Annotated in this window: 8 protein-coding genes; all 8 read left to right on the top strand. The window is 41.0% G+C overall.

Annotated features, from left to right (window positions below):
* Positions 1-11 precede the first annotated feature (11 nt).
* The 8 genes from ACH30E_RS16055 (at position 12) to ACH30E_RS16020 (ending at position 12657) form a co-directional block, all read left to right on the top strand.
* The gene (locus ACH30E_RS16055; RefSeq protein WP_490825641.1) at positions 12-2630 is read left to right on the top strand and encodes a glycoside hydrolase family 3 C-terminal domain-containing protein; all 2619 of its coding nucleotides are present in this window, start codon (positions 12-14) and stop codon (positions 2628-2630) included.
* 18 nt (positions 2631-2648) lie between these two features.
* The gene (locus ACH30E_RS16050) at positions 2649-3641 is read left to right on the top strand and encodes a DUF6807 domain-containing protein (RefSeq protein ID WP_490825640.1); all 993 of its coding nucleotides are present in this window, start codon (positions 2649-2651) and stop codon (positions 3639-3641) included.
* Positions 3642-3750: 109 nt separating this feature from the next.
* Complete coding sequence (locus tag ACH30E_RS16045) at positions 3751-5130, top strand: Gfo/Idh/MocA family protein (RefSeq protein ID WP_490825639.1); 1380 nt, start codon at positions 3751-3753, stop codon at positions 5128-5130.
* A 2-nt stretch (positions 5131-5132) separates the two neighbouring features.
* Positions 5133-6497: a putative oxidoreductase C-terminal domain-containing protein gene (locus ACH30E_RS16040; protein ID WP_490825638.1), complete on the top strand. Its 1365-nt coding sequence runs from the start codon at positions 5133-5135 to the stop codon at positions 6495-6497.
* A gap of 2 nt (positions 6498-6499) precedes the next feature.
* Positions 6500-7582, top strand: coding sequence for an alpha/beta hydrolase-fold protein (locus tag ACH30E_RS16035; protein WP_490825637.1), 1083 nt, complete (start codon positions 6500-6502; stop codon positions 7580-7582).
* A 1-nt stretch (position 7583) separates the two neighbouring features.
* Positions 7584-9518: a sialate O-acetylesterase gene (locus tag ACH30E_RS16030; RefSeq protein WP_490825636.1), complete on the top strand. Its 1935-nt coding sequence runs from the start codon at positions 7584-7586 to the stop codon at positions 9516-9518.
* Between the two features lie 17 nt (positions 9519-9535).
* Positions 9536-11086, top strand: coding sequence for a glucuronyl esterase domain-containing protein (locus ACH30E_RS16025; protein WP_490825635.1), 1551 nt, complete (start codon positions 9536-9538; stop codon positions 11084-11086).
* 26 nt (positions 11087-11112) lie between these two features.
* The gene (locus ACH30E_RS16020) at positions 11113-12657 is read left to right on the top strand and encodes an alpha-N-arabinofuranosidase (RefSeq protein WP_490825634.1); all 1545 of its coding nucleotides are present in this window, start codon (positions 11113-11115) and stop codon (positions 12655-12657) included.
* Positions 12658-12774: the final 117 nt, after the last annotated feature.

The raw sequence follows: 12774 nt of genomic DNA, 5'->3' as shown, positions 1-12774 counted from the left end.
ACCTGTTTACTATGAAAAAGATTGCTGCCATTGCACTTGTGTTTGGATCCTTAATAGGACAAGCACAGGAGTATAAATCTTACCCCATGTGGAACCATCTGTTACCGATGGAACAAAGGGTAAATGATGTAGTAAAACGATTAACACTGGAAGAAAAAGTTGCACAGATGCTCAATGCAACACCGGCAATTCCTCGCCTGGGTATTCCGGCATACGATTGGTGGAACGAAGTACTACATGGCGTAGCAAGAACACCTTACAAAGTTACTTCCTATCCGCAAGCCATTGCAATGGCCGCAACCTGGGATACCAATTCACTGAAACAAATGGCCGATTATTCGGCTATTGAAGGAAGGGCAGTACATAATAAAGCGATCCAGGAGAACAGAACAAATGAAAGATACCTGGGCCTCACCTATTGGACACCCAATATCAATATTTTCAGAGATCCACGTTGGGGACGTGGTCAGGAAACCTATGGTGAAGATCCATTCCTCACCACTTACCTTGGTGCCGCATTTGTAAGAGGTTTACAAGGTAATGATCCTAAGTACCTGAAAGCAGCAGCATGCGCCAAACATTTTGCGGTGCACAGCGGACCTGAACCATCCAGACACTCCGATAATTTCAATCCCACCCTTTATGATTTATGGGATACCTATCTGCCTGCCTTTAAAGAACTGATCACTAAAGCCAATGTAGAAGGTGTAATGTGTGCCTATAATGCAGTGAACACACAACCATGTTGTGGTAATGATTTATTAATGAACGATATCCTGCGCAAGCAATGGAAATTTACAGGCTATGTAACGAGCGACTGTTGGGCTATTGATGATTTTTTCAAATACCATAAAACACATAAAAACGCTACTGAGTCTGCCATAGATGCCGTATTACATGGCACAGACCTTGAGTGTGGCCAGACAGTATATAAAACCTTACTCGATGCTGTAAAGCAAGGATTGATGAAGGAATCTCAACTCGATATTTCTTTAAAAAGATTATTTACCACCCGTTTCAAACTGGGCATGTTCGATCCCCCTTCTGTTGTTCCCTATGCACAAACACCGGCGTCAGCATTAGAAGCCCCTGCTCATCAGGCACATGCGCTTAAAATGGCACAGCAGTCCATTGTATTGCTGAGAAACGAACAAAACACATTACCCTTATCAAAAAAAATAAAAAAGATTGCCGTTGTCGGACCAAATGCTGACAACAGTATCGCAGTGCTTGGTAATTATAATGGCGTTCCTTCAAAAGTAGTAACCTTATTACAGGGTATAAAAGACAAACTAGGACCCGATGTACAAGTAGTTTATGAGAAGGCCATCAATTTTACCAATGATACATTGCTGGTGTATAGCGATCTATCAGAACAATTCAAATGGGAAGGACAACAAGGTTTTAAAGCAGAATATTATAACAACGGTGACCTATCCGGAACACCTGTATCCGTAAAAATGGAAAAAACGCTGGACCATTTCTGGCAGGAAGGCGAATTGGTAACAGATGGCATCAGGGCAAATAATTTCTCTGTACGCTATAGCACCACTTTCACCGCAACAAAAGACGGCGAAGTAAACCTTGAAGTGGAAGCAGATGATGGTTACCGTTTTATCGTAAACGAAAAAGAAGTGATCAATGCCTGGTTAAGAAACAGATGGGGTGCGCGCACACATCGTTTGAAAATTACTAAAGATTCTGTTTATAAAATCGTACTGGAATATTGGCAGGGCGACGGTAAAGCCAATGTAAGATTACGTACCGGAAATTTTGAGAAAACAAACTTTACAAAACTCGCAGCAAAATTCTCAGATGCCGATGCAATTATTTATGCGGGGGGTATTTCACCACAGCTTGAAGGAGAAGAAATGCGTGTTGATTATCCGGGTTTCAATGGAGGCGATAGAACAAGCATTCAGCTACCAACCGTTCAAACTGAACTTCTCAAAGCATTGAAAGCGACTGGAAAACCAGTGGTATTTGTAATGATGACCGGAAGTGCTATTGCCATTCCCTGGGAAAGTAAAAATATTCCTGCTATTGTAAACACATGGTATGGCGGACAAAGCGCAGGAACGGCAATTGCTGATGTTTTATTCGGCGATTATAACCCTGCAGGTCGCTTACCTGTTACCTTCTATGAGAAAGACAGTGATCTCCCCGGCTTCTCTGATTATTCTATGAATGGGAGAACTTATCGTTATTTCAAAGGACAAGCCCTCTATCCATTTGGTTATGGTTTGAGTTATACCAGTTTTAATTATTCCAACATTTCTATTCCTGCATCAGTTGCTGTAAAGAAACCAGTGAAAGTTAGTATACAAGTAAAAAATACCGGTTCAATCGCAGGTGAAGAAGTGGTGCAATTGTATATTTCACATCAACAGAAAAATATAAAAGTACCCGTTCGCGCCTTAAAAGGTTTTCAGCGTATCAAACTGAATGCGGGTGAGTCTAAGACTATCAGTTTTACAATCAGACCAGAAGACCTTTCACTGGTGCAGGAATCTACAGGAAATAGTTTTCAGCCAAAAGGAAAAGTACAGATCAGTATCGGAGGCGGACAGCCCGACACAAATCTTACTACCACCAGTAACGTGGTAACTAAAATCATCCAGGTTCTATAAACAAAACAATGTATGGTTATGAAACGCATCCTAAGCTATATCATCACAGGAATCATACTCCTGCAGCTTTCAACTTTTGAATGTCAGGGACAAAATAAGCAGACTAAATTCAGCCTGGATATAACCGATGTTTTAAACATCAGTTATAACAAACAAAATCTGCTTACCTATCAATTTAAAACAGTATACCCTCCGGCAGGGCAGGATACGAATTATAAACGAAGTGGTTTTATTCATCCTTTGAATACACCAAATGGACAAACCCTTACCAACATTCAACCAAAAGATCATTACCATCACTATGGCCTATGGAACCCATGGACGCATACCCTATTTGAAAAGGATACGGTAGATTTCTGGAACATTAAAGGCAAACAGGGAACAGTTCGCTTTGCAAAGTTTACAGAACAAAAAAGTACTGCGAACTATGCTTCTTATACCGCACTGCATGAACATGTAGTATTCAAAAAAGATGGTACAGAGAAAGTTGCATTAAATGAATTGCAGACTGTGAAAGTGCACTCATTCAATGAAAAAGATCAATCTTATATCATCGATATCACTTCAGAAATGCGTTGTGCATCAGAAAGTCCATTGTTAATTCTGGCTTACCGATATGCTGGTATTGGATGGCGGGCTACTCCATTCTGGACCAAAGACAATTCAGAAATGCTTACATCAGAAGGGAATACAAGGGATAATACAGACAATACAAAAGCTAAATGGATCATTACTTATGGCAGCCTGCCAGATAATAGTGAAGGTGGTATAGTAATGATGTCGCACCCAACAAACTATAACCACCCTGAACCCTTACGCATTTGGGACAAAAAAGCCAATGGTGGTCGCGGGGATGTGTTCGTGAATTTTGCACCTACGAAAGACAAAGACTGGTTATTGGAACCGGGAAAAAAATATGTGTTGAAATACAGGTTATTGGTATTTAATGGCAAAACAGATGCTGCCAAAGCTGAGAATGCCTGGCAGTTATTTGTTAAGGAAGTGAGGTAGAGCATGGACCATAGACCATGGTCTATAGTCCATTGTCTATGGACTATGGACTATGGACTATGGACTAACTATCGGCAAGAATTCTATTCATCAATAAAAACCAAATAAGATGAAAAAAAGAAAGCAGTCGCGCAGGGCTTTTATCAGTAACACACTGAAAGCCTCGGCCATGTTTGCTATACCGTCCATTGTACCTGCCAGTGTATTTGGTAAAAATGCACCAAGCAATCGTATCAATGTAGCAGCCATTGGCACCGGACGTATCTCGAGGATTCATGACATGCCGGGTGTATGGCAATACGATTATGCACAACTGATGGCAGTTTGTGATTTGGATAAGCAGAGAGCCATTGATGGACAAAAACTGGTAAATGATTATTATACCAAAAAGAATGGATCACCTTTTGATGGTGTAAAAATGTACACCGACTACAGAGAGTTATTACTCAATAAAGATATAGACGCAGTATTGATCAGTACACCTGATCATACACATGCATTGGTTGGTGCTGCTGCCGCGAGAGCAGGCAAGCATATCTATATGCAAAAACCCGCATCGCTCACTATTGCGGAAGGAAGGGTGATTAGCGATGTGGTTACCAAGTCGGGCGTAAAGTTTCAAATAGGCAGTCAGCAAAGAAGTAGTGAGCAATTTCGCTATGCAGCAGAATTAGTGAGAAACGGAAGGATTGGTGATCTCAAAACAGTGTATGTTGGCCTACCCGGCGACCCCTCCGGTGGTATAACTACAGAAATGCCTGTACCCTCTAACCTTGATTATGATTTATGGCTGGCATCCACACCAGAAGTGTATTATACAGTTGACAGGGTTCATCCTCAACAAGGGTATGATCGTCCGGGTTGGTTACGTTGCGAGCAATTTGGTGCAGGTATGATCACTGGCTGGGGGGCTCACCATATTGATAGCGCACATTGGGGAATGGGCATGGAAACAAGTGGGCCGGTAGAAATATGGTGCGATAAGGCAGAGTTTGCAACTGGAGGTTTATGGGATGTTCATGGCATCTTTAAAACCGGTGCAAAATATGCCAATGGTGTAACCATGATTGTAAGCAATGAATTTCCTAATGGTATAAAATTCGAAGGAACAAAAGGATGGATATTTGTTTCACGTGGAGATTACCAAGTAACATCCAGTGACCCAACCAAGCCTGGCGAAAGAGCCAAGAAATTAGATGCAAGCGACCCTTCCTTACTGACTTCTGTAATCGGAGAAAATGAATTCCATTTTACGGTGAGTAAAGAACACCATGGCAACTGGCTGGAAGCAATCAGAGATAACAAAGCAACTATTGCTCCTGTTGAAGAAGCGCATCGTGCCTGTTCTGCCTGTTTATTACACCATATCGCGATGAAATTAAAGCGTAAAGTTTATTGGGATCCTGTTAAAGAAAAATTCGCCAATGATGCAGAAGCAAATGCTTTATTGAGTCGTCCACAAAGAAAACAATACGAAGTAAAAGCCTGAGCATGAAAACATTAGTATACATAGCAGCAACATGCACTATTCTGTTAGCATCGTGTAAAACAAACGACAATAAGGAAACAAAGCCTTATCGACTGGTTACACTCGACCCCGGACATTTTCATGCTGCTTTGGTACAAAAAACCATGTATACGGAAGTCGACAGTATTGTTGAGGTATATTCTCCAGGTGGAAGTGATTTACAATTACATGTAGACAGGATCAATAGTTATAATAACAGAAAGGAAAATCCAACCCATTGGAAGGAAGAAATATATACAGGCCCTGATTTTTTCGAAAAAATGATCAAAGAAAAAAAAGGAAACCTGGTGGTATTAAGTGGTAATAACAAAAAGAAAACCGACTATATCCTCTCTTCTTTGGAAAATGGTTTTCATGTATTGGCAGACAAACCTATGGTAATTGATGCAGCAGGTTTTGAGAAACTTAAACGATCTTTTGAAATCGCCCAACAAAACAAATTACTGTTGTACGATATTATGACCGAGAGATTTGAGATCAATACCATGCTTCAGAAAGCATTATCCATGATGCCGGAAGTATTCGGCACATTGGAAAAAGGGACCATTGATAACCCCGCCATTACCAAAGAAAGTGTACACCATTTTTACAAATATGTTTCTGGGGCGGTATTAACAAGGCCGGCCTGGTTTCTGGATGTTACTCAACAGGGAGAAGGATTGGTTGATGTAATGACTCACCTGGTAGATCTGGTTCAATGGGAATGTTTTCCTGAAACTGCCATTGACTATACCAAAGACATCCAGGTATTAAAAGCCAGCAGATGGGCAACTCCGGTAAGTATCAGCCAATTCAGCACACTCACTAAACACACAACCATACCCGATTACCTGCAACCGATACTTAGCGATACCACTTTACAGGTATATGCCAATGGCGCCATACATTTTTCAATTAAGGATGTACATGCCAAAACATCTGTAACATGGAACTACAAAGCACCTGAAGGAACAGGTGATACGCATTATTCCATTATGAGAGGTAGTAAAGCCAATCTTGTTATCAGACAGGGAAAAGAAGAAAATTATCAGGCGCAACTCTATATAGAACCTACTTCAAAAGATAAAAATTATGAAGCTGCACTGAATCAAGCCATTCAGCAATTATCTGCCAAATTTCCGGGAATTGGTTTAGCTAAGACAAATAAAGGATGGAAATTACAAATACCTGATGCATTAAAAGAAGGTCATGAAGCTCATTTTGCACGGGTGATGGAGAATTTCCTTCAATACCTGAAAAACAACAATATGCCTGCATGGGAAATACCCAATATGCTGGCGAAATATTATACCACCACCACTGGTTTAGCTTTGGCACAAAAACAATAGCCATGAGAAAATTTTTGACCTACATAGCAGTACTCAGTGTTGTTGCTGCAGAAGCACAGTATAAACCCGTTACCATCCCCGGGTCAGAAACACGTTTTATTCAGTCTGCTATTGTACAAGGTCAGGAATATGAATTACAGGTTTTATTGCCGTCGAACTATACAAAAAGTAAAAAACAATATCCCGTCGTTTACCTCATGGATGCACAATGGGATTTCCCATTGGTAAAATCGATATATGGCCAGATTTATTATGATGGCTTTATACCTGAACTGATTATAGTAGGTGTTACATGGGGAGGTAAAAATCCAAACCCAGACAGCTTAAGGGCTAGAGACTATACCCCAACACGTGAAGGGAGGCTAATACAAAGTGGTGGTGCAGATAAGTTTCTATCCTTCATGAAAGAAGAATTATTTCCCTTCATGGAAAAAAATTATCGTGTCAGCCAAAACGAGCGGATATTAATGGGCTGCTCTTTGGGAGGCTTATTTTCGATATATACAATGTTAACTCATACAGAAATGTTTACAGGATATGCAGCCGCAAGTCCTGCCATTAGTTGGGACAACTATGTGTTATCTAAGTATGAAAAAGCATTTGCTGAAAAGAAAATTAATACACCGGTACGTTTATATATGACTGTTGGGGATGTGGAAAGAGGAAAGACTGGCTTTGAAAATATGGCAGCTTATTTAATTAACAAACATTACCCCAACGTTTCTATTCGCTCCAAAGTTTTGGAAAACACAGGTCATTCAGGAACAAAATCCGAGACCTATACAAGGGGGTTACAATACATTTTTGAAAGACAGACTTTGTCATTCACAACGGAGCAATTGAAAAAATATGCAGGAACTTACCAGATATCAAATGGAGGAACTGTTGAATTAAAAGCAGAGGCAGATGGACTATACTGGTATAATAACCCGCAAAACAAATTCAAACTATTCGCTAATACAAGCCATCATTTTTATGCCACACACGAGTTCTTCAATCTCTACTTCCAGCTCAATCAGGATGTGGTAGAAGGATTCTATTGGGAAAGGTTTGGCGGAAATCAATTTCTAAAAAAGATCAAGTAATATGAAAAGAATAACACTCTTCATTATTGTCAACTGCTTATGCTCTATTGCAATATTTGGCCAGATCAGATTACCACAACTGGTAAGAGATAGTATGGTATTGCAGAGAGACGCTAAAGTAAATATATGGGGCTGGGCATCTGCGGGAGAAAATATCAGCGCAAGTTTTAACGGTAAAAAATACCAGGCAAAAGCTGATGCAAACGGACAATGGATCTTTCAATTAGCTCCTATGAAAGCGGGTGGTCCATATACCATGGAACTAGCTGGTAAAAATAAAATCGTGTTGAAAGATATCCTCATCGGAGATGTCTGGTTTTGCAGCGGGCAATCTAATATGGTGCATCAGTTAAACATTCATGATGTTACTTATGCCAACGAAATTGCCACAGCCAATAATCCTGAAATCAGACAATTCTGGATCCCTACACTTACAAGTTTAGCCGGCCCACAGGAAAATCTTCCATCCGGATTCTGGAAGTCTGCTGTTGGTGAAGATATTCGTCCCTTTTCTGCAGTGGCTTATTTCTTTGCAAAGAAAATTTATCAGCAGTACAAAATTCCTATAGGCATTATCAATGCAAGTGTTGGAGGTACTCCTATAGAAGCATGGACAAGTGAAGAAGGATTAAAAGATATTAGCAACTTATATGCTACTATCCAAAAAAATAAAGACACCGCCTATCTCAATAGTTTAAACAGAAGACCTGGTGGTTTTGGTAACAGACCCGCCCCTCCCGTTGATGCTGGTATGGCAGGGCCATTAAAATGGTTTGACCCTAATTATATACCGAAGGGTTGGCGAAACATCAACATTCCTGGGTATTGGGAAGACCAGGGTGTGAAAGATTTGAATGGAGTGGTATGGTATCGTCGCGAAATAGATATACCAGCTTCAATGGCAGGAAAAGCAGCAAAAGTATTTCTTGGAAGAATTGTTGATGCTGATGAACTCTACATAAATGGTAAACAGGTAGGCAATACAACCTATCAATACCCACAACGCAGATATCCTGTTCCGGCCGGATTATTAAAAGCCGGCAAAAATATTTTTGTTATCCGTGTTACGAACTCAAATGGTAAAGGAGGATTTGTTTCCGATAAACCTTATTGCATTTTTTCAGGTACGGATACAGTTGATTTAAAGGGTTACTGGCAGTATAAAGTAGGATTAGTAAACAGACCTTTCGGAGGCGGAGGATTTGGTGGCGGTGGTATCAACGCACAAAATCAACCTGCCGCATTATATAATGCCATGGTTGCTCCGGAAATAAAATATACCATCAAAGGATTTTGCTGGTATCAGGGCGAGAGTAATGCAGGCAAGCCCCAGGAATATGAAAAACTGATGCTTGCGCTTATGAACGACTGGCGCAATAAATGGAACCAGGGCACACTCCCATTCCTGTATGTACAGTTACCAGGATTTATGGATTACAACTACCTGCCTTCTGAAAGTGGCTGGGCAATGCTGAGAGAAGCTCAACTCAAAGCCCTTAGTGCTCCTAATAGTGCAATGGCTGTAGCCATAGACCTCGGCGAATGGAATGATATACATCCTGACAATAAAAAAGATGTAGGAGAAAGAATGGCATTGGGTGCATTGAAACTGGCCTATGGACAAAATATTGTTTACTCAGGTCCATTGTATAAAAGCGCAACGGTTGAATCAGATAAAATCATCATCAGCTTTGATCATGTTGGATCTGGATTAATAACGAATGACGAAGAAGCTCCCGGAGACTTTGCCATTGCCGGTGCTGATAAAAAGTTTGTTTGGGCAAAAGCAAAAATTGAAGGGAATAAAGTCATTGTATGGAGTGATGAAATCAAACAACCGATGTATGTACGTTATGCATGGGCCGACAACCCTGTGCATCCCAACCTATACAATAAGGAAGGGTTACCGGCATCACCATTTAGAACAGATCAGTAATACCTTAATTAAAATCGATGCATACAATTAAACTGAATAGTTTTATGATGGGCATTTTGTCTTGCGTCATTGTTCAGGCACAAGGCATTTCCATCGACAGCAGTAAATACCCTAAACCGGTAAATTTTACTGCACAGCAAGACCAGCAAAACATGATGCAGCAACTCGGCATCAAACAACTCAGGCCTGGTCCGAGTGGAAATGAAAATGCGCCCAATCACGCCAACTACGATGAAAGCAAAGCCAACCCTTGTCCGGAATTACCGGATGTACTTACTACCAACGCTGGTAAAAAAGTAACCAGTGCAGATATGTGGTGGAAAGACAGAAGGCCTGAATTGGTTGCTGCAATTGAAAAAGAACTTTATGGTAAGTTACCATCGAAAATTCCAAATGTTTCCTGGACTGTAAAAGTTACTGACAGGGAATTTATTGGAAGAACTCCCGCCATCGTAAAACAACTGGTTGGTCATGTTGATAATAGTGAATATCCTTTAGTAAATGTAGACATCAATGCAATGTTGGTAGTACCAACAAATGTGAAAGGACCCGTACCTGTATTGATGATGTTTGGTTTCCCTTCTTTTCCGGCACCAGCACAGCCTTCACCTGCTGATCTGGCTAAGATCAATGAAGCATTCAAAGATCTGATGATCAAAAATGATCCTTCCATGAAAGCGATATTTGATCGTTATCCAGCTTATTCACCTATCACACGTCTGGCTGGCGCAAATCCATTTGCACCTCCACCTGCAGGTGACCCATCTCCTACTGAGCAATTACTCGCTGCCGGATGGGGATACCTGACTATTGACCCCAATAGCATACAGGCAGATAATGGTGCTGGCTTAACAAAAGGTATTATCGGTTTAGTGAATAAAGGACAGCCACGTAAACCAGAAGACTGGGGCTCATTAAGAGCATGGGCATGGGGTGCATCTCGCGCATTAGATTACCTTGAAACAGATAATTTGGTAGATGCAAAAAAAGTTGGCATCGAAGGTGTATCAAGATATGGCAAAGCGGCTTTGGTAACACTTGCATTCGACCAGAGATTCGCCGTTGGACTCATTGGTTCTTCTGGCAAAGGCGGTGCAACATTACATAGACGCGTTTTTGGCGAGGCAGTAGAAAGTCTTACCGGATCAGGAGAATACCATTGGATGGCGGGCAATTATTTAAGGTATGGCGCATCTGAATCGAGCTTCGGTGCAAAAACCGGATGCGACCTTACCGTTGATTCACATGAATTGATTGCACTTGCAGCACCAAGACTAACTTTTATCAGTTACGGTATTCCAGAGAAAGGTGATGCGAAATGGCTCGACCAAACAGGAAGTTATATGGCTACAGTTGCAGCGGGCACGGTATTTAAATTATTGGGTGCTAAAGATATCGGCGTATCCAACGATTATATGAAAGAAAAAATGCCCCCGGTGTTAACGGGACTATTAGACGGACAACTGGCCTGGAGACAACATGATGGCGGACATACTGACGCACCAAACTTCAAACATTTTATTCCATGGGCGAGTAAAATGTTATCATACGAAAAGAAAAACAACTAACCTATTGCACATATAAATCAAGTCAGATGAAAACAACCAAATCCATTTTAGCTATTGCAACTGTATTCCTGATGAATACTATTTCAGCGCAAAACATTGTGGTATTGCAACCCGCAAAAGCAAAAGATACCATCAGTAGAAACATCTATGGTCATTTTGCTGAACACCTTGGTCATTGTGTATATGATGGCTTATATGTTGGTGAAAACAATAAAATCCCCAACAAAAATGGTATCCGTATGGATATCGTTGAGTCATTAAAAAAATTGAAAGTAGGCGTATTACGCTGGCCAGGTGGTTGCTTTGCTGATGGTTACCACTGGATGGATGGTATCGGACCAAAAGCCACACGTAAACATACCGAGAATGTTGCCTGGGGTAATGTTCGGGAGAATAATGGTTTTGGCACACATGAATTCCTTGAACTCTGTGAAATGATCAATGCAGAACCTTATCTCGCACTCAATATGGGTAGCGGTACCGTTCAGGAATCATCAGACTGGGTGAAATATGTAAACCATGCCAATGGCAGCAGTTACCTCACAGATATGCGTGCTAAAAACGGCCGCAGTACCCCATGGAACGTAAAGTTCTGGGGTGTTGGTAATGAATCATGGGACTGTGGCGGTAATATGACTGCCAGTCAATATGCTGCGGAATATCGTAAGTATGCCACACATATCACCAACTACGGCAATTCAGAGAATTTATTCAGGATAGCTGTTGGACCAGGATCAGAAGATTATAACTGGACAGAAACAGTAATGCGCGATGTACCCTTGAAATTAATCGAAGGCCTTTCAATACATCACTATTCAGTAATCAACTGGGCTGCAAAAGGTTCGGCCACACAATTTCCTGAGCAGGAATATTTCCGCACCATGGAACAGGCATGGCGCATGGAAAGATTTATCTCTAAGAACAGTGAGGTGATGGATAAATACGATCCTAAAAAGAAAGTAGCATTGATTGTAGACGAATGGGGCGGATGGTATGAAGTAGAACCAGGTACCAACAAAAATTTCCTTTATCAGCAGAACACCATGCGTGATGCGATGATTGCCGGCTTATCATTGAATATATTTCATAACCATGCCGACAGGGTTCGTATGGCCAACCTTGCTCAGATTGTTAATGTGTTACAGGCAGTAATACTTACCAAAGAAGAGAAACTGGTATTAACACCTACCTACCATGTAATGGAAATGTATAACGTACACCAGGATGCAGTAATGATTCCGGTTACAGTTAACAGTGAAGATTATGTGATGGGAGATAAAAAATTACAAGCTGTATCTGTGTCTGCTTCAAAAGATAAAAATGGGGCAACGCATGTGTCACTGGTAAATATTCATGCTACCAAAGAACAAACGATTACCATAAACCTTGGTGGACTTAACCCCAAAACAGTTTCTGGAAGAATCCTTAGCTCGGCCAATATCCAGGATCATAACACTTTTGACAAACCAAACAACATATCACCTGCCGTATTTAACAAGGCACAGCTAAATGGAAGCGAATTAAAAGTAACCCTTCCTCCCTTTAGTGTAGTGGTACTTGAATTGAAATAAACCTAGTGGTTAGGTGTTAGGCGCTAGGTGTTAGGTATTAGGTGTAGTGGTTTGAACACAAGACACTAATTCCTAATAACTAACACCTAACCCCTATCCCCCCTCCGATCATAAACC

Source organism: Sediminibacterium sp. FW305-C-61 (assembly GCF_058231065.1).
The sequence above is the reverse complement of the archived record's forward strand: the minus strand, read 5'-3'. Positions and strand labels throughout refer to the sequence as shown.

What these genes read in the sequence shown, in the direction of transcription:
- ACH30E_RS16055 (WP_490825641.1), top strand. Translation starts at nt 12, where the DNA reads ATGAAAAAGATTGCTGCCATTGCACTTGTGTTTGGATCCTTAATAGGA.
- ACH30E_RS16050 (WP_490825640.1), top strand. Translation starts at nt 2,649, where the DNA reads ATGAAACGCATCCTAAGCTATATCATCACAGGAATCATACTCCTGCAG.
- ACH30E_RS16045 (WP_490825639.1), top strand. Translation starts at nt 3,751, where the DNA reads ATGAAAAAAAGAAAGCAGTCGCGCAGGGCTTTTATCAGTAACACACTG.
- ACH30E_RS16040 (WP_490825638.1), top strand. Translation starts at nt 5,133, where the DNA reads ATGAAAACATTAGTATACATAGCAGCAACATGCACTATTCTGTTAGCA.
- ACH30E_RS16035 (WP_490825637.1), top strand. Translation starts at nt 6,500, where the DNA reads ATGAGAAAATTTTTGACCTACATAGCAGTACTCAGTGTTGTTGCTGCA.
- ACH30E_RS16030 (WP_490825636.1), top strand. Translation starts at nt 7,584, where the DNA reads ATGAAAAGAATAACACTCTTCATTATTGTCAACTGCTTATGCTCTATT.
- ACH30E_RS16025 (WP_490825635.1), top strand. Translation starts at nt 9,536, where the DNA reads ATGCATACAATTAAACTGAATAGTTTTATGATGGGCATTTTGTCTTGC.
- ACH30E_RS16020 (WP_490825634.1), top strand. Translation starts at nt 11,113, where the DNA reads ATGAAAACAACCAAATCCATTTTAGCTATTGCAACTGTATTCCTGATG.